The sequence below is a fragment of the Candidatus Krumholzibacteriia bacterium genome, assembly GCA_030748535.1.
Classification (GTDB): domain Bacteria; phylum Krumholzibacteriota; class Krumholzibacteriia; order JACNKJ01; family JACNKJ01; genus JASMLU01.
The window spans coordinates 1-23148 of record JASMLU010000017.1 but is presented as its reverse complement, the minus strand read 5'-3'; the positions used below and the strand labels follow the sequence as shown (position 1 = coordinate 23148).

General features: G+C 58.9%; 27 protein-coding genes and 4 tRNA genes. 1 reads left to right on the top strand and 30 read right to left on the bottom strand.

Going from position 1 to position 23148, the window contains the following annotated elements; translation table 11 throughout:
• From QGH30_09300 to QGH30_09190, 23 genes are all read right to left on the bottom strand, one after another.
• Window positions 1–276: GTP-binding protein (locus QGH30_09300; GenBank protein MDP7022533.1), on the bottom strand; the 276-nt coding region annotated here is incomplete at its 3' end.
• A gap of 60 nt (window positions 277–336) precedes the next feature.
• Window positions 337–409, bottom strand: a tRNA-Thr gene (locus tag QGH30_09295).
• A gap of 28 nt (window positions 410–437) precedes the next feature.
• Window positions 438–511, bottom strand: a tRNA-Gly gene (locus tag QGH30_09290).
• Between the two features lie 35 nt (window positions 512–546).
• Window positions 547–628 (bottom strand) — tRNA-Tyr (locus QGH30_09285).
• Between the two features lie 12 nt (window positions 629–640).
• A tRNA-Thr gene (locus QGH30_09280) sits at window positions 641–713 on the bottom strand.
• A 191-nt stretch (window positions 714–904) separates the two neighbouring features.
• On the bottom strand, window positions 905–2341 hold the full coding sequence (gene cysS, locus QGH30_09275; protein MDP7022532.1) for a cysteine--tRNA ligase: 1437 nt from the start codon (window positions 2339–2341) through the stop codon (window positions 905–907).
• A complete protein-coding gene (locus tag QGH30_09270) occupies window positions 2338–3123 on the bottom strand; it encodes a BtpA/SgcQ family protein (GenBank protein ID MDP7022531.1) in 786 nt (261 codons plus the stop codon). The genes cysS and QGH30_09270 overlap by 4 nt, the downstream gene beginning before the upstream one ends.
• A gap of 3 nt (window positions 3124–3126) precedes the next feature.
• A complete protein-coding gene (locus tag QGH30_09265) occupies window positions 3127–4053 on the bottom strand; it encodes a D-alanine--D-alanine ligase (protein MDP7022530.1) in 927 nt (308 codons plus the stop codon).
• Window positions 4050–4445, bottom strand: a complete 396-nt coding sequence (locus QGH30_09260) for a DUF3792 family protein (GenBank protein ID MDP7022529.1) — start codon at window positions 4443–4445, stop codon at window positions 4050–4052. The genes QGH30_09265 and QGH30_09260 overlap by 4 nt, the downstream gene beginning before the upstream one ends.
• Window positions 4446–4448: 3 nt before the next feature.
• On the bottom strand, window positions 4449–4766 hold the full coding sequence (locus tag QGH30_09255) for a YbjQ family protein (protein MDP7022528.1): 318 nt from the start codon (window positions 4764–4766) through the stop codon (window positions 4449–4451).
• An 8-nt stretch (window positions 4767–4774) separates the two neighbouring features.
• Window positions 4775–4981, bottom strand: coding sequence for a hypothetical protein (locus QGH30_09250; protein ID MDP7022527.1), 207 nt, complete (start codon window positions 4979–4981; stop codon window positions 4775–4777).
• Window positions 4978–5814: an SDR family oxidoreductase gene (locus QGH30_09245; GenBank protein ID MDP7022526.1), complete on the bottom strand. Its 837-nt coding sequence runs from the start codon at window positions 5812–5814 to the stop codon at window positions 4978–4980. Before QGH30_09245 ends, QGH30_09250 begins: the two co-directional genes overlap by 4 nt.
• Window positions 5811–7277, bottom strand: a complete 1467-nt coding sequence (locus tag QGH30_09240; protein MDP7022525.1) for a TlpA disulfide reductase family protein — start codon at window positions 7275–7277, stop codon at window positions 5811–5813. Before QGH30_09240 ends, QGH30_09245 begins: the two co-directional genes overlap by 4 nt.
• Window positions 7274–8449, bottom strand: coding sequence for an aminotransferase class V-fold PLP-dependent enzyme (locus QGH30_09235; GenBank protein MDP7022524.1), 1176 nt, complete (start codon window positions 8447–8449; stop codon window positions 7274–7276). Before QGH30_09235 ends, QGH30_09240 begins: the two co-directional genes overlap by 4 nt.
• Window positions 8449–9054, bottom strand: a complete 606-nt coding sequence (locus QGH30_09230) for a class I SAM-dependent methyltransferase (protein MDP7022523.1) — start codon at window positions 9052–9054, stop codon at window positions 8449–8451. Before QGH30_09230 ends, QGH30_09235 begins: the two co-directional genes overlap by 1 nt.
• Entirely contained in the window at window positions 9047–10444 is a 1398-nt protein-coding gene (gene gltX, locus QGH30_09225; protein ID MDP7022522.1) for a glutamate--tRNA ligase, read from the bottom strand. The genes QGH30_09230 and gltX overlap by 8 nt, the downstream gene beginning before the upstream one ends.
• Window positions 10441–10920 (bottom strand): 2-C-methyl-D-erythritol 2,4-cyclodiphosphate synthase, encoded by a 480-nt coding sequence (gene ispF, locus QGH30_09220; GenBank protein MDP7022521.1) that lies wholly within the window; start codon window positions 10918–10920, stop codon window positions 10441–10443. Before ispF ends, gltX begins: the two co-directional genes overlap by 4 nt.
• Entirely contained in the window at window positions 10917–11612 is a 696-nt protein-coding gene (gene ispD, locus QGH30_09215; GenBank protein MDP7022520.1) for a 2-C-methyl-D-erythritol 4-phosphate cytidylyltransferase, read from the bottom strand. Before ispD ends, ispF begins: the two co-directional genes overlap by 4 nt.
• Before the next feature lie 73 nt (window positions 11613–11685).
• Window positions 11686–13065: a DNA repair protein RadA gene (gene radA, locus QGH30_09210; protein ID MDP7022519.1), complete on the bottom strand. Its 1380-nt coding sequence runs from the start codon at window positions 13063–13065 to the stop codon at window positions 11686–11688.
• Between the two features lie 39 nt (window positions 13066–13104).
• Window positions 13105–14259, bottom strand: a complete 1155-nt coding sequence (locus QGH30_09205; protein MDP7022518.1) for a KamA family radical SAM protein — start codon at window positions 14257–14259, stop codon at window positions 13105–13107.
• 135 nt (window positions 14260–14394) lie between these two features.
• The gene (locus QGH30_09200; GenBank protein MDP7022517.1) at window positions 14395–15273 is read right to left on the bottom strand and encodes an MlaD family protein; all 879 of its coding nucleotides are present in this window, start codon (window positions 15271–15273) and stop codon (window positions 14395–14397) included.
• A gap of 8 nt (window positions 15274–15281) precedes the next feature.
• The gene (locus tag QGH30_09195; GenBank protein MDP7022516.1) at window positions 15282–16022 is read right to left on the bottom strand and encodes an ABC transporter ATP-binding protein; all 741 of its coding nucleotides are present in this window, start codon (window positions 16020–16022) and stop codon (window positions 15282–15284) included.
• Window positions 16022–16828 (bottom strand): ABC transporter permease, encoded by an 807-nt coding sequence (locus QGH30_09190; GenBank protein ID MDP7022515.1) that lies wholly within the window; start codon window positions 16826–16828, stop codon window positions 16022–16024. Before QGH30_09190 ends, QGH30_09195 begins: the two co-directional genes overlap by 1 nt.
• Before the next feature lie 249 nt (window positions 16829–17077).
• Here QGH30_09190 and QGH30_09185 point away from each other — a divergent pair, with 249 nt between their 5' ends.
• The gene (locus tag QGH30_09185; protein MDP7022514.1) at window positions 17078–17299 is read left to right on the top strand and encodes a hypothetical protein; all 222 of its coding nucleotides are present in this window, start codon (window positions 17078–17080) and stop codon (window positions 17297–17299) included.
• 135 nt (window positions 17300–17434) lie between these two features.
• Here QGH30_09185 and QGH30_09180 read toward each other — a convergent pair whose 3' ends face one another.
• The 7 genes from QGH30_09180 to QGH30_09150 form a co-directional block, all read right to left on the bottom strand.
• Complete coding sequence (locus QGH30_09180) at window positions 17435–17578, bottom strand: hypothetical protein (protein ID MDP7022513.1); 144 nt, start codon at window positions 17576–17578, stop codon at window positions 17435–17437.
• Window positions 17571–18974: a replicative DNA helicase gene (dnaB, locus tag QGH30_09175; protein MDP7022512.1), complete on the bottom strand. Its 1404-nt coding sequence runs from the start codon at window positions 18972–18974 to the stop codon at window positions 17571–17573. The genes QGH30_09180 and dnaB overlap by 8 nt, the downstream gene beginning before the upstream one ends.
• Window positions 18971–19690 carry a uracil-DNA glycosylase gene (locus tag QGH30_09170; GenBank protein ID MDP7022511.1) on the bottom strand — a complete coding sequence of 240 codons (720 nt, stop codon included), beginning with the start codon at window positions 19688–19690 and terminating at the stop codon, window positions 18971–18973. The genes dnaB and QGH30_09170 overlap by 4 nt, the downstream gene beginning before the upstream one ends.
• Window positions 19683–20945: a bifunctional phosphopantothenoylcysteine decarboxylase/phosphopantothenate--cysteine ligase CoaBC gene (gene coaBC / locus QGH30_09165; GenBank protein MDP7022510.1), complete on the bottom strand. Its 1263-nt coding sequence runs from the start codon at window positions 20943–20945 to the stop codon at window positions 19683–19685. The genes QGH30_09170 and coaBC overlap by 8 nt, the downstream gene beginning before the upstream one ends.
• Entirely contained in the window at window positions 20938–21204 is a 267-nt protein-coding gene (locus tag QGH30_09160) for a hypothetical protein (protein MDP7022509.1), read from the bottom strand. Before QGH30_09160 ends, coaBC begins: the two co-directional genes overlap by 8 nt.
• A gap of 135 nt (window positions 21205–21339) precedes the next feature.
• Window positions 21340–22323: a formylglycine-generating enzyme family protein gene (locus QGH30_09155; protein MDP7022508.1), complete on the bottom strand. Its 984-nt coding sequence runs from the start codon at window positions 22321–22323 to the stop codon at window positions 21340–21342.
• Window positions 22324–22511: 188 nt separating this feature from the next.
• A partial coding sequence (locus QGH30_09150) for a formylglycine-generating enzyme family protein (GenBank protein ID MDP7022507.1) occupies window positions 22512–23148 on the bottom strand: 637 nt, incomplete at its 5' end.

The following is a 23148-nucleotide window of genomic DNA, read 5'->3' as shown; positions in this document are numbered from 1 at the left end:
CATGTTCTTCACGTAGTCTGCGTGACCAGGACAGTCCACATGGGCGTAGTGACGCTTCTCCGTCTGATACTCCACATGAGCCGTCGCAATCGTAATCCCGCGCTCGCGCTCCTCGGGAGCCTTGTCGATCTCATCGAAAGGAGTGAAATCGGCGAGCCCCGCCTTCGCCTGACGCTGCGTGATCGCCGCTGTCAGGGTCGTCTTCCCGTGGTCAACGTGTCCGATCGTCCCCACGTTTACGTGAGGCTTCGTACGCTCAAACTTCTCTTTCGCCATGGCGAATCGACCTCCTGAGATCGTGTTGCCGCATCCGCGGCTTTCGAAAAATGATGCAGGAGCCCAGGAGCGGACTTGAACCGCCGACCTCATCCTTACCAAGGATGTGCTCTGCCAGCTGAGCTACCTGGGCAACGCCCTTTTCTCCTACCCATCAAAGGAGCGGGAAACGGGATTCGAACCCGCGACCCTCAGCTTGGAAGGCTGATGCTCTAGCCAGCTGAGCTATTCCCGCATAAATCAGGCACATTGCCTCTGGCTATCAAGCGGTGGAGGGGGGAGGATTTGAACCTCCGAAGGCTTCGCCGACAGATTTACAGTCTGTTCCCTTTGACCACTCGGGAACCCCTCCAAGCAAACCGGGAGCTGGCGAGAGGACTTGAACCCCCAACCCTCTCATTACAAGTGAGACGCTCTGCCAGTTGAGCTACGCCAGCACTGGAAGACCCTGTCCTCCGGCGCACAGGAAGACCCTGCCCCATTGGGCAAGGTTCTATTTCAATCTGTAGAAAAAGGACTTGCGCCCACACCTGTACGTTTACCGACAGAATCTGCCGGGGCGGCATAGTAGGTCGAAAGTCGGCGAGTGTCAAGGGGATATGGAAGAAAAGGGTCTCCCGAAAAGGGATCAGGTTTTCTTCAGACTGCTTCCTTCCGGACCGTCGAGAACCTGGAAACCGGCGGCAAGAATCTCGTCCCGGTAGCGGTCGGCAGCGGCCCAGTCCTTTTCCGCTCTGGCCTTGTCCCGAAGTGCCAGCAAGTCAAGGAGTTCTGGCGAGATCTCCACCCGGCGCTCCTTCGGAAGCCCTTCGATGAACAGCCCCAGAGCCCCGCACATGGTGTCCAGTGCAAGTGTCGATTTTTCAAGGGCTTGGCGATTCAGAGACAGTCCCTCTGCGTCTTCTGCCATCAAGCGGTTGAACTCCTTGACCAGTTCGAAGATATGCCCGATGGCTCCGCCCGTGTTGAAATCGTCATCCATGGCCTCATGCCAGCGCTCAAGGGCCAGATCGCAAGCTGCTTCCAGCTTATCCCCCACGGGCGCACGGACTTCCACCTCTTTGGGGGCTTTTTCCAGGCTCTCGTGCAGGCTGATGCTGAACTCACGGATCCGGTTCAGACTTCCGTGGGCGCGATGGAGTTGATCCCGGTCGAACTCGGCCCGGCTTCGAAAATGAGTGCTCAGGAGGTAGAAGCGGACGGTTTCCGCTTCAAAGTCTTTCATGAGATCCGTCATGGAAACATAGTTCCCGTCGGATTTGCTCATCTTCTCTCCGCCGACGGTCACCAGTCCGTTGTGCAGCCAGTGATTGGCGAAGGTCTTTCCCGTAGCCGCCTGGCTCTGGGCTCTCTCGTTTTCGTGGTGGGGAAACTTCAGGTCCAGTCCGCCGCCGTGGATATCGAGAGTCTCGCCGCAGTACTTCATGCTCATGGCCGAGCACTCGATATGCCAGCCCGGGCGACCCCAGCCCCAGGGACTTTCGAAACCCGGCTCTTCCTCGGGAGCCGACTTCCAGAGAGCGAAGTCCAGATCGTCCCGCTTGCCCTCTTCCACCTCGATGCGAACCCCCGACTGAAGCTCGTTGATCCTTCGGCCGGAGAGACGACCGTAGTCATCGTAGCTCTTTACATCATAGTAGACATCCCCGTTCGACTCGTAGGCATGCCCCTTCTCGATCAGTTTCTCGATGATCTCGAACATCTCCGGAACATGCTCCGTGGCTTTCGGGTAGACCGTCGCATCCGCAATGTTCAGAGCCCGGGCATAATGGAAATAGAGGTCGATGTTGCGCTGGGCGATCACCGGATAGTCCACGCCTTCTTCTGCGGCCTTCTGGAGAATCTTGTCGTCGATATCCGTGAAGTTCTGCACCAGGGTGACCTCATAGCCCCGATACTCCAGATAGCGTCGCACCATGTCGCCACTGAGGGCGGCAAGCATGTGGCCGATATGAGGTTCGCCCTGAACGGTCATCCCGCAGACATACATCCCGACCTTGCCCTCCTGGACAGGCTGGAACTCCACCTTCTTTTTCCGGATTGGATCGTAGATCTGCAAACTCATGATACTCCCTGTATTGCTCTTGCGATGCTCATCAGTTCCTTCGCCGCCTCCGGGTCCACAGGATTTTCGGTAAGCCCGCCCTTCTTCAGCGAAGAGCCGACAATGGCTCCATCCGCACTTCCCAGCAATTCCCCGGCGTTTCCGGCATTCAGTCCGCTGCCAATCAGGAGAACCGCCGAGGGAAAGTGCTCCCGCAGGCGGGCCAGCAATTCCCGGTCCGCTTCCGAGGCCGTGGAGCGCCCCGACACGATCAGCGCGTCGGCACCCGCTCTTTCCAGAAGGTCCTCGGCCTGATGCAGGGGATCTTCGTGGGAAGCAAGCAGGGCATGTTTCACATCCACATCGGCCAGGATTTTCACGGAAGAGTCCAATCGGCGACGAAGCCGGAGAATTTCCGCGGCTCTTCCCTCCAGAGTACCCTGATCCGAATGCGCCACGCCGGCCAAAACATTCACGCGGATATACTCCGCTCCCACCACATGCGCCACGGCCAGAGCACTTTCTCCATCATTGCGGAGGACATTGATTCCGAGAGCCATCTCTCCCTGTGCCTCGCGCAGGGCGGCGGCAATCCGGGTCATGGCAGACACGGTCTCCGGGCCCACCTTTCCGGGAAAAAAGGGGCTGTCGCCGTAGTTCTCCACCATCAGGCCACCGAAGCCGGCTGCCGCATAGGCAGAGGCATCCCGAAGGGCCCTCTCCTCAATCGCCTCAAGGCTGAGCTTCGAAAGGGGGCTGCCGGGAAGAGGCGGCAGATGGATCATTCCAAAGAGTTGCTTCACAGTTTACTCCATTGCGAGATCAGCAATTTCCGCAACGAGAGCAGGGAAGTCAAGCCCCGCAGCGGCGGCGGCCATGGGAACCAGGCTGGTGGCCGTCATCCCCGGGATCGTGTTCAGTTCCAGAAAGTAGGGGCTGTCGTCGGGATCCAGTCGCCAGTCCACGCGAGCAAAGCCCCGACAGCCAAAGCTCCGGTAGATCCGCAGAGACTGCTCGGCGAGGCTGTCTGAGAGTTCACCGGAAAGCCTGGCCGGGCATTCGTAGCGGCTTTGCCCCTTTTCATACTTGCTCCGGTAATCGTAAAGACCGCTTTCGGGAAGAATCTCCAGGGCGGGAAGGGCGCGATCACCGAGAATCGCCACCGTCAGTTCCCTTCCCTCGATGAACTTCTCCACGAGAATCTCGCCGGAGGCCGCAAGAACCCGGGGCAGCTTCAGGGAGGAATCCTCCCGGCCATGAAGCAGGGCCAGCCCCACACTCGACCCCTCCCGGTTCGGTTTTGCCACAGCCGGATAACCGATTTCGCTCTCGATTCTTGCCCTCAGGTCGAGAATCGTGGCAGGGCTGGCCAGCTCCGCAGCAGTGTAATGTTGCAGAAAACCTGCGGGCGACTGAATCCCCTCCCCGGCGGCAATCCTCTTGCTTTCGCTCTTGTCCATCGCCAGGCGACTGGCAGCCGGGCCGCTTCCCGTATAGGCAAGGCCGAGTTCCCCGAGTCTGGCCTGAAGGGTTCCGTTCTCTCCTTCGCCTCCGTGAAGTGCCACGAAAACCAGGTCGCAACCCTGCGCCAGGGCAAGATCCTCGTGGGCCGGATCCAGCTCACGAACCTCGTGTCCGATCCCGCGAAGGGCATCGCCCACCGCCCGACCACTGAGGAGGCTGATCTCCCTCTCGGCGCTCTCGCCGCCCATCAACAAAGCAATGCGGCTCACTTTCTTGCTCCCGTCATTCCACCAAGAAAGGCCAATAGAAGGGTTCGACTGAGATCCAGAAAGAAGGGAAAGGCTTGAATCTCACCGACAAACTTCAGATGGAGAAGGGCGAGAAAGACCCCGACAAGGAAGGCGTTCAGCACCTTGCGTTCCGGCACTTTCCGGGCCACATGAAATGCGCCGAGAAAGAGCAGGATCGCCGAGGACACCGAGCCCATCCAGGAAGCGTGCTTTGCGACGAAAGTCTCGATCATCGCCTGGTCCGGCGTCCCCCCGGATTCCACGGCGAGTTTCATCCCATAGCCGGTGATCACAAGAGTGACGATTCCGATGCTGATGACCGTCACGGCAAGTGCTGTCAGCAGGATTCGGAGAAAACGGATCTCTCGCATTGACTACTCCTTCAGGCGAACTGCCGTGCCGTAGGCCAGCAATTCCGCCGTGTTCTGCATGACCGTTGCCGTGGTGAAACGAAGGGCGACCACGGCATCGGCACCAAGAGCCTCCGCTCCTGCAACCATGCGATCGCAGGCCTGCTCGCGGGACTCGGCCAACATCTTCGTGTACTCCCCGATCTCCCCGCCCACAATACTCCGAAGACCGGCCATGATATCCTTGCCAACATGCCTGGCCCGAATCGTGTTTCCTCGCACAAGACCAAGGGTTTCCACAATCTCCCGATCCTCAAAACGATCCTGTGTGGTGAGCAGCATGATCCCTCCTACTTGTCCACGTTCCTTGAATAGTGATCATCTTCCCGGTTTTCCAGTCGATCGGCCAGAACTCTCACGAAGAGAACGCCGAAGCCGATCAGGGCGATAAACCCAATGAGCCCCCAGGGATAAGCCCCCACCATGCCGACGATGACCAGAACCAGCCAGATGATGCCGACAATGGACAACAAGGTGTAACCGGTTTTCTCCATCATGATTCCTCCTTGCAGAGTTCCTCGCTGATTTCCCAAAGCCGAAGAGCGGTTTCAGGGTTTCGGGTTCCCGGATGGGATTCCGTTTCCTGACAGTCGGAGTAGTAGCCTCCGCTCTTGCCCTCCACTTCGGACGAACTGGAAAGGTAGAGACTGCAGCGCGCGCCATTCTGTTCGGACTTGCCGAAGAGGCGGAAGAAAAGCCGTCCCCAGAAACCCAGTTCGCCGCTCACTGCAATCCGGGAATTGACCAGCCCGGGATGCGCCGCGTTCGTGCTGACTCCGCTGCCCTCAAGTCGCCGGGACAGTTCGAAATTATAAAGCAGGTTCGCATACTTGCTCCTCGCATAGGCATCCCAGGGCCGGTAGAGCTTTTCGCACTGCAGGTCTTCGATATCAAAACGCGCCCTCGCATGCATGGCCGAAGCCACATTGACGATGCGGCTCGGAGCGGCGGCTCTCAGGAGACCCTCCAGTTCCCGGGTAAGCAGGAAATAGGAAAGATGGTTCAGCGCAAAAGTCATCTCGATTCCATCCCCGCTCAGCCTGCGTTGCGGAAAGACCGCGCCCGCATTGTTCACCAGCAGGTCCAGCTTCGAATACTTCAAGCGCAGTTGCGCCGCCAGGCTACTGATTTCCTTCTGACTGGAAAGGTCCGCGACCAGGGGAATCACTTCCGCCCGGCTCTCCTCATAGATCTTCGTAGCGGCTTGGGCCGTTCTCTCCTCATCCCGGCCCAGGATCAGCACTCTTTCTCCCTCCCGAGCCAGGCCGCGGGCCGTCTCGAAACCGATGCCGGAAGAGGCACCGGTGACCAGGCAGAGCCGGTCGCTCATGGGAGAAGCTCCTCGGCCCAGATGGCCAACTTGTCCCCCAGTTCGGGAGAGTAGCCGCTCTCTTCGAAACGAATGACCCCTTCCGGGTCAATCGCGCAGATGTAGGGAATCCCCTTCACGCCATAGGCCCCGGTCAGTTCATTGTCCCCGAAAAGAAGTTCCATCGAGTAATCATTGTCCTCCATGAAGAGTCTTGCCTTGAGGGGAATCTTCTCCCAGACATTGATGGAGAAAACTCTCACACCTTCGGGCATCTCCTCCCGAATCCACTGGTCGATCAGGGGCATGGCCATCCGACAGGGACTGCACCAGGTGGCCCAGAAATCCAGAATGACAAGTTCACCGCGAAGGTCCGAAAGCTTGACATTCTTCCCATTGTGATCGGGGAGCGTCCAGTCCGGCGCCTCCTTCTCCAGGGCCGTAGCCAGAACCGTTTCGCGCAGTTTCTCCCGAGCCGGACCACGGGCTTCCCGGGCATTGGACTCGGCCTTTTCCATGAGTGCGGCCCAGCGCTCGTCCTCGTGGAGACCGGCGAGATCCGGGTCATCCTGCATGTGCAGGGGCTCGCGATAACCCATCTCCAGGGCCTTTGCCAGTTCCTCGAAAGCCGCTTCCCGGTCACCGGAAAGGTTCAGGGCACAGGCCAGATCGTATCGCGCTCCCTCCGTGTCATTGCGGGCGATTCGCTCGCGGTCAAGAGCGATGCAGGACTCGTAATCGCCGATCTCCGAGTAGATGGCCTTAAGGAAATACTCCCGAACCTCCTGGGCCATTTCCTCGTTCTCGATGTAGCCACCCTTGCGGTAACCATCGACGATGCCATCCAGAGCCTCCATGGCTTCTTTCTCCCGGCCTTCCTGAAGCAGAAGCGAAAGCTGTTCATTGGGATGGGTAGCCCAGCGGGCACCCTCTTCCCTTGCCGCGTCGAAAAAGCCCCGGGCCGCAGAATGGTCGCCGGTGTAAAGGGCATGACGATAGGCGATGCGCTTTGCATTCGGAGCTCCGAGAGCAATGTAGGTTTCCAGAAAGCCCTGATCCTGCGTCCAGCTTTCGGCCAGGCTTTCCGAATCGCCGCCGAAGAGTTCCGATTCATAGGTTTCCAGCAGAAGACGATAGGCGGAAATGCCTTCGGCATCTCGCTTGATGGCCTCTCTTGCAAAGCGAACCTTTTCGTCGGCGTTTTCGGCAAGATAGCCCCGGATCCATGCGGTCTCTGCCGTCTGGCTCCCCCGCCAGGCCGACTCCCCATAGCGGCGAGCCGAGTTCTCGTCCACCCAGAGCCAGGTCTCGAGAACATGGTGAAGAAGATCTCCGTCTTCACTGTTGCGGGCATAGTCCCAACAGAGGCTCACCGCCGTCTCGCGCCGGATCATTTCGTTCAACTTCTCGTCGAAACTCTCGCGCGTATAGGTGTCGGCCATGAGCATTGCCGGAATCAGCATCAAGAGGATCCATCGTTTCATTGAAAGTCTCCTTTAAGTTCGCAATCCAGAGCCTTCTCGAAAGCCTCCAGGTCTGCGTCGGTATTATAGGCTTGCACGGTGAAGCGCAGAAAGCTCCGATTCTCCCACTCGATGCCGACCACTTCTACGCCATGAGTTTCATAGAGTTTCTTCTGCAGGGCGATGACATCGCAGGGAGGGATTTCAAAGGCTGCCATCTGCCCTATCCAGTCTTCATGGGCCGGACAGATCTCCGGCAGGCCCGCGATTTCGACAAGGCGAGCGCGAGCCTCCAGGGTCCTGCGGTGACACTTCCCCTGCCACATCGGCCAGTCGTGTTCTTTCATAAAGTCGATGGCCGCAGGAATTGTCAGCCAGGCAGAAATGTCGCGAGTGCCCTGCCATTCGTTTTCCATCACAAAACGGGAACCGTGGGATAAGGCGACAAAGGGAGAGTCCTCGTTCATGTCCGCTCGCCAGCCCCAGCTTGTGACCAGGGGCTCGACAAGACTCTGGACTTCCTTGCGGGCATAGAGGAAGGCCGCACCCTTGGGAGAGAGCATCCACTTGTGGCAGTTTCCCGAGTAGAAGTCTGCGCCGAGAGCTTCCAGATCCAGCGGACGATGGCCGGGGACGTGAGCGCCGTCGATGACTGTCAGGATTCCCCGCTCTCGGCAATGAGCGGTCAGTTCTTCCAAGGGGAATACCAGGGCGCTTGTAGAACTCAGGTGGCTGAGAAAAAGCAGCCGCGTGCTTTCGCTCATTCTGTCGGTAAACGCATCGATTACTTCTTCCCGGCTTTGAAGGGGAAGGTCGAGCTTCGCCCGAAGCACCTTCGCCCCGGTCTTCTCTGCCACGAAATCCAGACAGAGATCCATGGCTCCGTACTCATGATTGCTTGTCAGGATTTCATCACCCGGCTTCAGGCGCAGGCTCTTGAGCACCGTGTTCAGAGCCGTCGAAGCATTGCTCGTGTAGACCAGATTTCCCGCAGAGGTCCCCAGAAAGGCGGCCAGTTTCTCGCGGCTTTCTGCCATGAGGAGGGGGGCTCTGCGACCCAGAAACTCGACCGGCTGTTCTTCCAGTTCCTTCTGCCATCGGCGATAGACCTTAAAGACCGGAAGCGGGCAGGCTCCGAAGGATCCGTGGTTCAGGAAATGGATCCCCTCACGAATCTGGAAGAGCGATCTCATCAGCGTCGCCTCATCACGGCAAAGAGAGCAAGGGGAGGAGGTTGAAGCTTCCCCTGATAGACCGTTTCCTCGATTCCCAGAATCTCGAAGTCTCTCTGAAAGAGTTCCCGGAGCTCTTCCGGATGAAAGCGCTGCGGGCCTTCGGGGCGAGGTTCTTTCTTGTCGAAGGTCTTCAGAAAGAGCAGACCTCCGCTGTGAAGAAGAACGCGCAGGGTGCGGATGTAGACGGAGCGCTTCTCCGGAGGAAACACATGAAAGCAGCCCCGGTCGAAAATAAAGTCGAAGCTGGGGCTGAGTTGGCTGTTGAGGATGTCGTCCACCCTCCAGTCGATCTCCAGATCTTCCTGGCCGGGAAGTTGGCAACAGTGTTCAATGGCCGACTCCGAAAGATCCGTGGCCGTGACCTCAAAGCCGAGGCGGGCAAGCTCGAGGGCCTGAGTGCCCGGCCCCGTTCCGATGTCCAGAATGTGCCCGGCACTGATCTCCCGGCTCCTGAGAGCGGTGAGCAAATCCTCATCCAGTTCCGTGGAGTACCAGGGCATGTCCTCCACGGGCTGCTCACGGTAGCGCTCTTCCCAGCTCGGCCAGGAACTCAGTTCACCCATGGCTTCTTGCCTTTCTCAGTCTTTCGATGACCAGCTCCCTGCCCAGCAGTTCTGCCGTGGCTCCCAGGTCGGGACCATGAGTCTGCCCCGTCAGGGCAACCCGTGTCGGCATGAAAAGCTCCTTGCCCTTTCGCCCCGATTCCTTGCCCACTTCCTTGAGAAGAGACTTGAAGTCCACCTCCCGATTCTCGAGGGCATCGGCCAGGGCCGCGAGAAAATCCCCCGCACCCTTGAGCCACTCCCGAGCTTCCTCATCCGGTGTCGGCAGATCTCCGCGGAAGGATTCCATCTCTGCAGGCAGGTCGCCAAAGCAGTGGATGCGATCCTTGAGTACATCCAGAATCTTCGGCAGCCGCTCGCCTTCTTCGGGCAGGTGGGGACGGGCCAGCTCCTGCAATTCTTCCCCCGAACGCTCCCGGATCCAGCTTCCCGAGATCCAGTCGAGCTTGTCGCGGTCGAAGACGGCGGCCGCCTTGTGAACACGAGCGATATCGAAGGCTTCGGTGATCTCCTCCAGGCTCATCCGCTCGCGGTCATCGCCGGGATTCCAGCCCAGCAGGGCCAGGGCATTGAGAAGGGCTTCGGCAGGATAACCCGCCTCCCGGAAAGCCTCCACGCTGACCGCACCGTGGCGCTTGGACAGCTTGGAGCGATCTTCCCCGAGAATCATCGAAAGGTGGGCGAACTCGGGAAGCGGCAGATTCATCGCCTCATAAAGAGCCACCTGCCGAAGGCTGTTGGAGAGGTGATCTTCGCCGCGCAAGACATGGCTGATCTCCATCAGCCCGTCATCGACCGCACAAGCGAAGTTGTAGACGGGCATTCCGTCCTTCCTCAGCAGAATGAAGTCTCCGACCATTCCTGCGGGAAAGGTGACCTCTCCCCGCACAAGATCACGGATGGTGATGTCCTTCTGCGGCATACGGAAACGAAGCGTGTGAGGCTCGGTTTCCGCGCGTCGATTCGCTTCTTCGGGATCGATCCCGGCACAGCGGCCATCGTAGACCGGGTCGCGCTTTTCTACCTTTGCCTTTTCCCTTTCGGCGGTCAGGTGCTCGTCGCTGCAAAAACAGCGGTAGGCAAGGCCCCGGGCCAGCAGATCCTCTGCCCTTTCCCGATAGATTTCCATGCGCTCGCTCTGCCGGTAGGGACCGTGTTCGCCGGGGCAGTCGGGGCCTTCGTCCCAGTCGAGACCCAGCCAGCGCAGGGAGCGAATCAGTTGATCCTCGCTTTCTGCGGTGGAGCGTTCGCGGTCGGTGTCCTCGATTCTGAGGACATAGTTTCCACCCAGATTGCGGGCAAAAAGCCAGTTGAAAAGTGCCGTGCGTGCGCCGCCCAGATGCAGGCTCCCGGTCGGGCTGGGTGCAAATCTCACCCTGATCTCACTCATGATGTTTCCTCCACGCTGGCAATCGCAAGTGCGGCCATACCCTCACCGCGACCGATCCAGCCCATGCCCTCATTGCTCGTGGCCTTGACGGAAACTGCGGTCACTTCCAGCCCAGCTGCCGCAGCAAGCGAGGCCCGAATCGCATCCAGGTGAGGAGACAAACGGGGGCTCTCGGTAATGATGCTTGCATCCAGATGCAGGAGACGCAGTTGCTTCCACTGAAGAAGGGCGATGGTCTGTTTCAGGAAATCCAGACTCGAAGCGTCCTTCCATCGGGGGTCCGTGTCGGGAAAATGCTGCCCGATGTCCCCCAGGGCGGCCGCTCCCAGAATGGCATCGACCAGTGCGTGGCAGAGAACATCGGCGTCGGAGTGACCTTCCAGCCCCTTCTCACCGGGAATCTCCCATCCACCGAGAATCAGGGCGCGGCCCTCTGCAAACCGGTGTGAATCATAGCCAATGCCGCAACGGCTCATTCCCTCTCCTTCAGCATACCTTCCGCCCATTCGAAATCTTCGGCCAGGGTGATTTTCCTGTTCAGGGAATCTCCCTTGACCGTGTGTAGTTCTTCGCCCATGGCAAGAATCAGGCTTCCATCATCGCTGGCATTCCGGATGTCCCGCTCCAGTGCCCAGCGATGTGCCCGTCGGATCAGCGAAAGCCGGAACAGCTGCGGAGTCTGCACGGCCGCAAGCTTCTCGCGATTCAGTCTCCTGCTGGCCCGATCCTCCTCCACTTCCAGAATGGTGTCGTGAACAGGAAGTACGGGAACCAGTGCCGGGACTTCGTCCAGTTTCGAGATCCAGGCGGGCAAGTCCGCGCCATCAAAGAGAGGGCGGGCAGCATCGTGGATGGCCACATTGGCCTCTTCATCGGCGATGGCACTCAGTCCCCGGTAGACCGACTCCTGACGGCTTGCCCCGCCCGGAACCAGAAGAGCCTTTGCTCCGGGAAGCTCTTCTTCCAGAGTCTTCGCAATGAAATCCGCATCATCGGACGGAATGACCAGTATGATGCGGTCAGGATCGCCGTGATCGAGAAAGGGATCCATGGCGCGTAGCAGCACGAGCCGCCCGTTCAGTTCCAGGTACTGCTTGGGCCTTGCCGCACCGAAACGCTGGCCGCAACCGGCCGCGACAATGACTGTCCAGAAAGGAAGCGAGTTCATGCTTCATTTCTAGCAGGAAGTTGCGGGGAATGCCATTGATTTGAGGACTTCTCGCAGCCACATTGCCACCGGGCTAGCGCCCGGCCGCATCCTCCTGCAAGACCCCGGCTGCGCGCAGAAGAGCCGGTACATCGGAGAGCCCCTGCACTCCGGCGGGGAGATCCTGTCCGGCAGAGGCGGCAAAGACGGAGGAGAAGCCCAGACGCACGGCCTCCCGACAGCGCTCATTCAACTGGGAAACCGGGCGAAGGTCGCCCCGAAGGCCGGTTTCTCCAAGAAAAACAGCCGAGGAAGGAAGCGAACGGGAAGTAAAACTGCTGGCCAGAGCGGCAATCAGGGCGGCATCGAGAGCCGGATCATCGAGCTTCAGACCACCGGCCACAGAGACAAAGATATCGCTTCCCCCGAGTTGCATCCCCGAGCATTTTTCCAGAACCGCCACCAGGAGGGACACGCGACGGGAGTCAAGACCCTGCACCACACGAGCCGGCGTACCATAGCGGGTCGCAGAAACCAGTGCCTGGATCTCCACCGCCAGAGGGCGACTGCCAGTCCAGGTCACGGCGACGGCCGAGCCAACCGCGCCCTCACGACTTCCGCCCAGCAGGCTCGAGGGGTCCAGAATCGCTTCCAGCCCGTTGTTGCGCATTTCAAAGAGAGCCACTTCATGCGAGGCTCCGAACCGGTTCTTCACAGTGCGCAGAATGCGCCCCGTGCCACGCGTCTCTCCCTCGAAATACAAGACCGCATCGACCATGTGCTCCAGAACCCGGGGCCCGGCGATCTGCCCGTCCTTGGTTACATGCCCGATCAGCACCAGGGGAAAGCCCTCCTCCTTGGCCAATGCGGACAGCTTCGAGGTCACCTGACGCAACTGGGACGCGGCTCCGGAGACCCCCTCGTGATCGGGATCCGTGAGCGTCTGCACCGAGTCCATGATCATCAGGGAAGGCTTGTGTTCGCGGGCGGCCTGACTGGCTTCGGCAAGATCCGTGCTGGCGAGAAAAAGTAGTTTCCCATGAAGTGCCTGAAGTCGCTCGGCGCGGATGCGCACCTGCCCGGGACTCTCTTCGCCGGAGACATAGAGCACGGGCTGATCCCATTCCTCTGCCATGGCCTGAGCCGTCTGCATCAGAAGCGTGGACTTGCCGATGCCGGGATCCCCGCCCACCAGAATCACAGAGCCGGGAACAAAGCCGCCGCCAAGAATGCGGTCCAGTTCGCTGATGCCGCTGCTGCGTCGTTCGCATTCATTTCGGGAAATCTCCGAGAGGGCGCGAACCCCTTCGCCACTGCGCTGTACACCGTCCAGACTGCTGGAGGCCTTCCTGCCAAGAACGCGGTTCAGTTCTTTCAGGGTATTAAACTCGCCGCAAGCAGGGCAACGGCCGAGCCAGGACGCACTTTCTGCGCCGCAGTCGGAACAAAGATATCGGGTGCGGGTTTTTGCCATGCCGGGAGACTAGCAAAGAAGAGGCCCCGGAGGAAGCCCCTACTGGTTGAAACCCCTGTGATTTGCCGCGCCACCCTTCGAACGCGGCCAGAGGCGGTCGCGGTCTTCCAGTTCGACGGGGCGAAGATCATCCAGCCAGTAGGCATTGTCGTCCCGATGGAAGACCATGACCCTGCCGTCGTCCTCGGGATTTCTTGCACGGTGATAGCGGCAGATGATGTGATCCCGGGTCACGGCCGGCACTTCCACCTTGCCGGAGGCATGGCTCATCGTCAGCCTCGCCCGGCGGGCCAGGCCGGATACTCGGGTCATTGCTTCCCGGACAAGTTCCCAGCTTTCCACAATGGGCATTTCGAAAGGCTTGTTGCCCTCGGTCGGTCGGCACTGGAACATGTAGTAGGGTGGAACTCCCATCCAGCTCAGTTCCTGCATCAGTTCAGCCAGAACCTTCGGGTCGCTGTTCACGCCCCGAATGATCGGGGTCTGGTTGACCAGCATAACCCCGGCGTGGTGCAGGGCATCAAGAGCGGAGCGGGCTTCCCGGGTCAGTTCGCGTGGGTGATTGAAGTGTGCCATCAGGTAGATGCGACCGTTTGTGCAGCTGTGGGATTCGAGAAGCTCCAGAAGGGCGGGGTCATCCAGAATCCGGAAGGGGTTGAAGGCCGGCATCTTCGAACCGATGCGGATGATCTTCACATGGTCAATCTCGCGAAGGCGGGTAATGATTGCCCGGAGTTTGCCGGTGGAGAGCAGCAGGGGATCGCCGCCCGTAAGCAGAACATTGCTGATCTCCGGGTGCTCGCGAATGTAGTCAATGCCCGGTGTGGGATCGAACTCCACCTCTTCATTGTCATTCATGAAGAGACGCTTGCGGAAGCAGAAACGGCAGTAGGCTCCGCAGGTCTCGTTTACCAGGAGGAGAGCCGTGTCGCTGTACTTGTGCTGGCAACCGGGGGCGACATAGTTATCGGCCTCATTGCTTGCGTCCAGAGCCCCCCAGGCGTCCAATTCCCCCTCCTGGGGAACCACGATCTGGCGGATCGGGTCCAGAGGATCTTCCCAGTTGATCAGGGAGAGATAGTAGTCATTGGCCCGAAAGGCATAGCGCTCGGCCACTAGAGCCAGTCGATCCTGTTCCTCTTTCGAAAGTGCGTCGATTCGGTGGATATTCTTCCGATACTTAACTGAAGGCATGGAACACTCATTCCTTTTCGGGATCATCGCCCGAGCGCTTGGTTCTTGAATCTCCCGGATTATGCAGGAAGAGCGGGGGAAAATCAAGGCGGGCGGGAAAATGGAAGCCCGCCTGCCAAAATGTCCGGAAATGTCCTAGAAAATCTCCAGTTTGAAGTACTTCGTCGGATGGGCCCGGATGTCCTGAATCAGGGAATCCACGCTCTGGAGAGTCATCTTGATATCCTGGTAGACGTCCTCTTCATTGAGAAGCCGTCCCAGAGTGCCCTCGCCTGACTCCAGACTGCGACCGAGGCTCCGGATCCCGGGCCCGGCGGCGTTCAGGTCGATGAGAAGGCTGTCAAATCGTCCGATCAGGGGAAGCAGGCTTTCCTCTCCACGAGTGAGAAAGCCCTGACCGCTTCCCACAAAATCGCGAAGCTCCTGGCTCAGGCCTTCCAGGTCAGCGAGTGCCTTCGGCAGACGCAGTCTTCCTTCTCCCGCCAGAAACCGAAGATCCCGGGCCCCGCTTCCAAGATCGATCATAATGGAGTCCATGCCTTCCCCGGCAATCAGGGCCCCGAGGCGCTCTCCCATAATGTCAAGGCGGGCCAGCAACTGGGCCGTGTCCTCCAGAAGGGCTCCCAGTTCGGCGTGGGCCACCCCGGAAACCCGGGCGCCCTCAGACAGGGTTTCGGAGCTCGTCCCCTGCCTGACATTGACATAGGTCGGTCCCATGAGGTCGGGTTGAACGAAGAAGAGAGCGTCCTTGCTCAGTTCTACCCCTTCCTCGATTTCCAGGGTCAGCACCACCCCGTTCCGCTCCAGTTCGATCTTCCCCACATCGCCTTTTTTCACTCCCAGAACGTAGACCGGAGCGCCCTCGGTGATCCCGGCCGTCTCGGGGAAATTGACATGAACAGGCCAGGTCGCGATCTGGAACTTGAACTCCTTGAGGAAGAGGAGCCAGAAGGTCGTGGCGATCATGGCGAAAACCACCAGAAGCCCCACCTGAAGTTCGATGTTTCTTCTCACAAGTCCTCCTAAGACTGATGCCCTTCTACAAAGGCACAAACCCGTGGATCTGCGGACTCCCGGAGAGCTTCCGCAGTTCCTTCAAAGATGATTTCTCCCTGCTGGAGCAGGACCACCCGGTCTGCCACCCGGAAGACCAGGGGGATGTCGTGGGTCACGACCAGGGAACTGACCTTGAGATTCTCTTTCATATCCAGAATCAACTGCCCGATGACCGTACCGGTCACCGGATCTAGACCCGTGGTCGGCTCGTCGTAGATGATCACTTCCGGCTCCATGGCAATAGCCCGGGCCAGACCGACGCGTTTTCGCATTCCCCCGGAAAGCTCCGAAGGCCTCTTGTCCTCCACGCCTTCCAGTCCCACCAGGCGAAGTTTCTCGAAGATAATCGACAAGATTTCCTCTTCCGGCAGTTTCGTATTCTCCCGAAGCCCGAGTCCCACATTCTCTCCCACGCTCAGGGAATCGAAAAGTGCCGAACTCTGGAAAAGATAGCCGAAACGCCGTCGATGCGCCCAGAGTTCCTGTCCCTTCAGGTGACTCACATCGCGGCCTTCCATTTCGATCAAGCCTTCATCCGGTTCCAGAAGGCGGATGAGGTGCTTGACCAGCACGCTTTTCCCTGTGCCGCTTCCTCCCAGAATGGCCAGAGTCTCCCCACGGTAGAAATCCAGATCCACGCCACGAAGCACATCCTGCCCCTCGAAGCTCTTGCAGAGTCCACGGATTCGAATCAGAACCTCTTCCACTACAGGCCTCCTTCAAAGAGAACCTGGAAAAGCACCGTGGCCAGGAAATAGTCGAGAACCAGAATCAGAAGGCAACTGGCCACGACGGCCTGCATGGCGGCCTTGCCCACGCCTTCTGCGCCGCCACTGGCCTTCAGACCGAAGTAACTGCCGGAAGCCGTGATAATCATGCCGAAGAACAGGGACTTGAGCAAACCGGCAAAGAAGTCGTGGGGATAGAAGTGCAAGCGGATGCCCTCGATAAACAGATGGTGAGTCATGCGGGGAACCGTGAGAAGGCTCACGGCCCAGGCACCGCCCACGGCCAGCAGATCCGCAATGGCCGTGATGACCGGCAGCATGACCACGCCGGCCCAGAAGCGGGGCAGGACCAGATAACGCACGGGCGGGATGGCCATGGCTTCCAGCGCATCAACCTGCTCGGTGACCTTCATGGTTCCGATCTCTGCGGCAATAGCCGCCGAAACCCGTCCTCCCACGACAAGACCCGTCAGCACCGGGCCCAGTTCGATCACCACCGAGCGATAGACCGTGCTTCCTAGAAGAATCAGCGGGACATAGGCCTCGAACTGATAGCTGGCCTGCACCGCCGTGACGGCTCCGCTGAAGAGGGAAACCACGACGACCAGGGGCATCGAACGGTTCCCGATTTCCAGCATCTGTTGAGCGAGCACATTTCCGCTGAATTGAAAGCGGGGGGTGTAGCGGAAGATCTGGGCAAGGAGCAGAGAGCCCGCACCGAGTTCCTCGATCCAGAGAAAGATCTTTCTTCCGAAAAAGAGGCTGGTCTGCTTCAGGGGTCGCATACCCCCATAAAGACTGCTCGCAAGGGGCAGGTCAAGAGATAAGGGGAAAAACCGGGGTTTGGGGGATATTCCCCAGGGAAGTCCAAGTTCATGAACCAGAATCAGTTATCCTTGAATATCTTCCCCTAAAGAAAATACTCCTTGCAAGCTTTGCCGTTTGCCCGACAATCCCCAAAGTATGATGTTGTGTAGCTCATGCATCGTCATACTTCTCAAATTGGGTAAGAGAACCTAGCGAAGGAGAGAGAAATGCAACAGATCATTGGAACCGTTAACGGCTGGCTCAAGGATATCGTGGGGCTCATGATGACCCTCATTGCCGTGTCGGTTGTGATCGAGATCCTCTTTGGCGGTAGCTTCTTCGGAAGCACCAGTGTTGTGACGAACCTGACCAACCTGGTGGCCCAGTTCGGCACTGGCTTTACCGGACTGCTGGCCCTGCTGATTCTGCTCTACTTCTGGAAGAAGTAAGCCCTCTGACGGATTCGGCCGTCCGTTGAGACAAGGATCGCCCGCTGTCGATTTCGGCAGCGGGCTTCTTCGTATCCGGGCTTATGTGTGAAGTGCTCGTGCATCGTGTTAGCGCCCCCGGCGCTCAGGCTAGCCTCAGCCTCCGCCCGAAGAAGAGTATCGGCGAAGGAAGAGAGCCGGAATCATCAAAAGCAGCAGGGTCTGACCTGAGAGTTCCCAGACCAGGGAGGCCAGAAGCACCAGAATCAGCCAGGCGGGCGCCCACCATCGTTTAGGCATCAATGTAGTCGTATTCATCGGGCGCGGGATTTTCGAAACGGGTGTAGTCCTTGTGGAAGGTCAGGCGGATCGTCCCCGTGGGCCCGTTTCGCTGCTTGCCGATAATCAGTTCCGCGCGACCGAGCAGTTCATCATCCTCCGGCTTGAACATCTCCGGGCGATGAATGAACATCACCAGATCGGCATCCTGTTCCAGGGAACCAGACTCCCTCAGGTCCGAGAGCATGGGCTTGTGATCGCCGCCCCTTTGCATGACAGCACGGCTGAGCTGGCTGAGAGCCAGAACCGGCACATGAAGTTCCTTGGCCAATCCCTTGAGATTTCGGCTGATCTCGGTGATCTCCTGCTGGCGATTGTCCGAGCGACCCGATGCCCGCATCAACTGGAGATAATCGACGATGATCAGGTCCAGACCGAACTGGGCCTGAAGCCGCCGGGCCTTGGCCCGCATTTCGAGAACCGAAGATCCCGCAGAATCGTCGATATAGACTTCCGCCTGATTGAGATGCCCGGCCGCTTCGGTCAGAAGCGCCCAGTCCTCGTTCTTCATGTTCCCGGAGCGAAGTCGGTGGGCATTCACGCGAGCCTCGGAGGTCAGCATTCTCTGCACCAGAGCTTCCTTGCTCATTTCCAGAGAGAAGATGGCGACCTTCTGCTTGTGCTCGATGGCGGCATTCTGCGCGATATTCAGACAGAGCGCCGTCTTGCCCATACTCGGACGGCCTGCGGCGATAATCATGTCTCCGGGCTGAAGCCCGCCGGTCATTTCATCCAGCTTGGTGAATCCTGTGGGAACTCCGGTCAGGGCGCCCCCCGCTTCAGCCTGCTTCTGAAGTCTCTCGAATGAACCCATGAGGATGTTCTTCACCGGCTCGAAGCTCTGCTTGTCGCGACCCTGACTGATGGAAAGAATCTCGGCCTCGGCCCGGTCAAGAGCCTCGCTTGCGTCTTCCACGGCAGAATAGCAGGTATCCACAATGGAAGCTGCTGAACTGATCAGGCGGCGAAGGATGTACTTCTCCATGACGATATTCGCATAGTGCGCCACATTGGCGCTCGTGGCGACGCTGGCCTGAAGGCTGCCCAGGTAACTGGCACCCCCGGAAGAATCCAGTTTGCCGGCCTTGTTCAACTCTTCGGTCAGGGTAACCAGATCCACCGGTCGGCTCTTTTGATAGAGCGAAGTCATGGCCTGGAAAATGTCTCCATTGCGGGGAACGTAGAAGTGTACGGGTTCCAGGAGTTCCATCGCCTGATGAATGGCCTCCCGATCCAGAAGCAGGGCACCGAGAACCGCTTCCTCGGCCTCCGTGTTCTGGGGGGGCAGGCGATGCCCCTCCCTCGCCGTCTCCGTGGCAGAACTCTTTCGAACCGCTGATTCCCTGGTCGCGCTCACTGTCGATCATACTCCTTGCGGATGGCCTGAAAGTCATCCCAGGCCGGTCTCTTCCAGTTCGGATTTCTCAGGAGGGCCGCCGGATGGTAGGTGGCATAGACCCGAATTCCAGCATACTCGTGCGGACCTGTCTCGCGCAACTTGGTGAGCGACTTTTTTTGCCCGGTGAGCCACTGAGCTGCAAAAAGTCCCAATGCCACGATGATCTTCGGCTCCAGAACTTCCAGTTGTTGTCGCAGGAAAGGGCTGCAGGCGAGGATTTCATCGGCGGCGGGATTGCGGTTCTCAGGCGGACGGCACTTGAGGATGTTGCAGATATAGACATCTTCCCTGCGCAGATCAATGGCGGCAAGGATCTTGTCGAGGAGTTGCCCGCCACGGCCCACGAAGGGTACTCCCAGACGGTCCTCATCGGCGCCCGGAGCTTCCCCCACGAATACAAGTTTCGCCCGGGAGTTGCCTACGCCGGGAACGGTCTGCGTGCGGGTCTCTGCAAGTCCGCAGGAAGAACAGGCGGCGATCTTGCGGTGAAGGTCTTCCAGGGGGGAGCTGTCTTCTGCGGGCTTCTCAATGACGGGCGGAGATTCTGCTGCCACAGCGGGCGCCGCTTCCTTCCGGAGAGTGTCCCGGTCCAGAACCACTCTTTCCACGCCGTCTTTCTTCTGTTGCCGAATCCATCCGGCCAGCAGACGACGGGCTTCTTCCTGATCAGCCATTGGCGGCTCCTCTTTTGCTCCCGCTTCTCTCCGCTGCGAGAGAAATCAGTTCCGAGGCCAGTTGCCACTTGTCCATGAGGGGATACTCCTGCCGGAACCCATCGGGGCCGAAGACCGTCACCCGGTTGCTGTCTCTTCCAAAACCGGCCCCCTCTTCCCGCAGGTCATTGGCGACAATCAGATCCAGCCCCTTGGACTCCAGCTTGGCAAGAGCGCGGGATTGCGGATCGCCCGTCTCCATGGCAAAGCCCACACGGAAGGCGGTAAGCTTGCGATGCTTCATTTCCATGAGAATGTCCGTGGTTCTCTCCAGAAGAAGATTCAGGTCTCCCTCCACCTTCTGCATCTTGTCTTCTGCTACTTGCGCAGGACGATAGTCCGCCACGGCGGCGGCCATGAAGACCAGATCGGCATCATCGGCCCGGGAGAGAAGAGCTTCGGCCATTTCCTCGGCACTTGTGACATCGCATCTCTCGATGTCGGCTTCCAGGCTGCCCACGCCGGGACCGGCGACCAGACTGACATCTGCACCCTCGATCCAGGCAGCCCGGGCCAGTGCCAAGCCCATGGTTCCTGTGGAAGGATTGCTGAGGTAGCGCAGCGGATCCAGCGCCTCCCGCGTCGGCCCGGCGCTGAGCAGCACCTTCTTCCCGGAAAGCAGGCCCTCCCTTCGCCCGCTCAGGGCGACCAGGGCCTCCAGTATTTCCTCCGGTTCGGCCATGCGACCTTCATCGTCATCGCCACAGGCCAGCTCCCCGGAACCGGGCCCGACCCGCAAGTATCCGCGGGTTTCAAGAATCGTGAGGTTCTCAACCATGGCAGGGTTCTTCCACATTCCCGTGTTCATGGCGGGAGCCAGAAGGCTGCGGGAGGCAGGAAATGCGGCAAAGAAAGTGGACAGGGCATCGTCGGCCTGGCCCTGGGCGATCTTGCCGAGAGTGTTGAGAGTTGCAGGAGCCAGAATGGCGAAATCGGCCCAGCGGACCAGTCCAATATGCTCGACATCCCCGCCGATGCTTTTCTCAAGGGCTGGATTCCAGAGATCCTGCACGACGGGATTGGAACTGAGAGTCTCGAAGGTGAGGGGAGCCACAAAGCGAGTGGCTGCTTCTGTCATGCAGACAAGAACCTCGGCTCCTTCCGAGCGAAGTTGTCTGAGAAGATAGGCTGATTTATAGGCGGCGATTCCACCCGACACCGCCAAAAGTACTCGAATTCCCCGGAGACGGGGCGCAGGGAAAGCGGGGCTATTCATCGCTTTCTTCGGCTTCGGATTCCTCTTCGGCAGGCTCTTCGCTCACTTCCGCATCCGGATCCGGGTAGTAGTGCTCCACATCCCCGGAGAGAAGGCGGGAAATGGCCAGAGAGGTGATCTTCGGGCGATCCACTTCCGGATCCCATTCCTTGAGCTGGGCGATGCTGTTGCGCACCCGAGCCTCTTTCGCAACCACAAGGATGGCCTCGTACTTGTTTGTGATCACATTCGTCAGCTTTTCCGTGGGAATGAAGCCCATTCGCTCACCTCGTTTCGGGGGAAGGGAGGGAACATAGCACGCTTTTCCCTCTCAGGAAAGCCCCCGGCGAGAGTTTTTCCGCCGGGGGCTGACCATCAATCCAGGCAAGGTGACAAGCCCTTGCGTCACAAGAAGCTAGAACGCCGACCTCACAATGCGGAAGCCCAATACGCCACACCCTTTCCTTTCACTTGAGGGAGCGGGAGGGAGATGCGTACGGAATGCGGAACGGCAGTGCATGGCCTTGTTGCCTGCGCCTCCACCACGCAGGACTCGCTCCGAACCAGACAGTGAGCCTCTTGGGTCGGACCCGTCCTTGCTGTACTCGCCCCAGTTGTCATTGCACCACTCCCACGCATTCCCGTGCATGTCAAAGAAACCCCATGCATTGGGGAGCTTGCTTCCTACCGACTTGGAAGACGCACCATAGGGCCACTTGTACGCATTCCTCTGATACCAAGCGACATCTTCGAGGACTGTGCTCGAACGAAGTTCTTTGTCAGTAATCTCGCCGTTTGAAAAGGCCGTGACGCTGCCCGCCCTGCAGGCATACTCCCACTCTGCCTCGGTAGGCAGACGATAACCTTGCGCGCCATAGGGATTGTGATCGTTGCATCGCCAGGTACTGTGATTATAGGCACGGGGAAGGCCCTCTCTCAGGCTCCTCCAGTCACAGTAACTAACGGCACGGTACCAGCTTCCCGGCATTGGAAAATCGGGTCTCTTGACACTGTCTGCGCCGCTGGCCCGGCCCACTGCCTCCCCTTTCGACAACCTCCGGAGTGCCTGTGTCGATCCGTCAAGATTGTCAACGATGTGATCGCCATCAACAGAGACAAGACCCTCGGCATAGGCCCACTGCTCCATCTCGTAGTACTCAGCTCTTGTAACTTCGGTGGCACCCATGTAGAAGGGCGTGGACAGGGTAACTGTATGCAGGCCTTCATCGTCACAACGGCCTGGCTCAGAATCGGGCGAACCCATGTCAAAACTCCCCGGCATCACAAGCACCATCCCCGGGATTTCGGGCGCAACTGCTTGCAGAAGAATGTGTTGCCCACATAATCCCGTAAACAGTGCTACGACTGAGATGAGAACCCCTACAACGATTGATTTCATTTTGAAGCCTCGATTCAAATCTAAAGTGATATTCTCAATGCTTACACATTCCTGACGGTCAAACGAAACAGGCAGGGGAGATCGGGGGCTTTTGTCGAGGATTAGAGGCAAGACACAAAATGCTTATACAGAAACATGACTGATGGGTTCCGGGAATAAGGTTGACGGCGTAAAGCACCAAGCAAGACCTAGGGGTCCGACCTCACAAAACGAAAGCCGATGCTCGGGAAGGTATCGTTCTCATAGCCGTAATCGCGGTAGGCAGACCGGCAGCCGTGGGCCTCGTAACCCCATCCTCCCCCGCGGGCGATTCGAACGGGACCGCTGATCGGTCCGGCCGGGTTGGTCACATCGGCGGGATCGTAGTAGCCCCACCAGTCATTACACCATTCGTAGATGTTCCCGTGCATGTCATAAAGACCCCAGGCATTGGTGATCTTGCCGGCTACCGGGCGAGTCCACTCTCCTGAATTGCCGCAGTACCAGGCAATCTCATCGAGAATTGGGTCATTGCAGTGGAGATCCGTGATGTCACCATTGGCGAAGGCCGTGGTCGAGCCGGCCCTGCAGGCGTACTCCCATTCGGCTTCTGTGGGAAGGCGATAGCCCTCCGCCGCATAGGGCACATGATTGTTACAGCGCCAGTTTGCGTGATTGTAGGCGCGGGGCAGTCCTTCCCGCAGGCTCAGCCAGTCGCAAAAGGTCACCGCGCCATACCAGGAAACCTCGATGACCGGGTAGTTCTCGCGCCCCTCTTCCACATGAAAGACCCCGTCCTGAAAGTAGATGTCACAGTCATTGTCGTTGAGATCCATCAACTCTTCG

Coding starts and splice junctions, on each gene's coding strand:
- QGH30_09230 (MDP7022523.1), bottom strand. CDS start 9,054: ATGGGTGAACTGAGTTCCTGGCCGAGCTGGGAAGAGCGCTACCGTGAG.
- QGH30_09235 (MDP7022524.1), bottom strand. CDS start 8,449: ATGAGATCGCTCTTCCAGATTCGTGAGGGGATCCATTTCCTGAACCAC.
- coaBC (MDP7022510.1), bottom strand. CDS start 20,945: ATGAATAGCCCCGCTTTCCCTGCGCCCCGTCTCCGGGGAATTCGAGTA.
- cysS (MDP7022532.1), bottom strand. CDS start 2,341: ATGAGTTTGCAGATCTACGATCCAATCCGGAAAAAGAAGGTGGAGTTC.
- QGH30_09250 (MDP7022527.1), bottom strand. CDS start 4,981: ATGATGGAGAAAACCGGTTACACCTTGTTGTCCATTGTCGGCATCATC.
- QGH30_09170 (MDP7022511.1), bottom strand. CDS start 19,690: ATGGCTGATCAGGAAGAAGCCCGTCGTCTGCTGGCCGGATGGATTCGG.
- QGH30_09190 (MDP7022515.1), bottom strand. CDS start 16,828: ATGCGACCCCTGAAGCAGACCAGCCTCTTTTTCGGAAGAAAGATCTTT.
- QGH30_09180 (MDP7022513.1), bottom strand. CDS start 17,578: ATGCCTAAACGATGGTGGGCGCCCGCCTGGCTGATTCTGGTGCTTCTG.
- QGH30_09160 (MDP7022509.1), bottom strand. CDS start 21,204: ATGGGCTTCATTCCCACGGAAAAGCTGACGAATGTGATCACAAACAAG.
- QGH30_09155 (MDP7022508.1), bottom strand. CDS start 22,323: ATGAAATCAATCGTTGTAGGGGTTCTCATCTCAGTCGTAGCACTGTTT.
- QGH30_09240 (MDP7022525.1), bottom strand. CDS start 7,277: ATGAAACGATGGATCCTCTTGATGCTGATTCCGGCAATGCTCATGGCC.
- QGH30_09260 (MDP7022529.1), bottom strand. CDS start 4,445: ATGCGAGAGATCCGTTTTCTCCGAATCCTGCTGACAGCACTTGCCGTG.
- QGH30_09185 (MDP7022514.1), top strand. CDS start 17,078: ATGCAACAGATCATTGGAACCGTTAACGGCTGGCTCAAGGATATCGTG.
- QGH30_09255 (MDP7022528.1), bottom strand. CDS start 4,766: ATGCTGCTCACCACACAGGATCGTTTTGAGGATCGGGAGATTGTGGAA.
- ispF (MDP7022521.1), bottom strand. CDS start 10,920: ATGAGCCGTTGCGGCATTGGCTATGATTCACACCGGTTTGCAGAGGGC.
- radA (MDP7022519.1), bottom strand. CDS start 13,065: ATGGCAAAAACCCGCACCCGATATCTTTGTTCCGACTGCGGCGCAGAA.
- QGH30_09205 (MDP7022518.1), bottom strand. CDS start 14,259: ATGCCTTCAGTTAAGTATCGGAAGAATATCCACCGAATCGACGCACTT.
- gltX (MDP7022522.1), bottom strand. CDS start 10,444: ATGAGTGAGATCAGGGTGAGATTTGCACCCAGCCCGACCGGGAGCCTG.
- ispD (MDP7022520.1), bottom strand. CDS start 11,612: ATGAACTCGCTTCCTTTCTGGACAGTCATTGTCGCGGCCGGTTGCGGC.
- QGH30_09245 (MDP7022526.1), bottom strand. CDS start 5,814: ATGAGCGACCGGCTCTGCCTGGTCACCGGTGCCTCTTCCGGCATCGGT.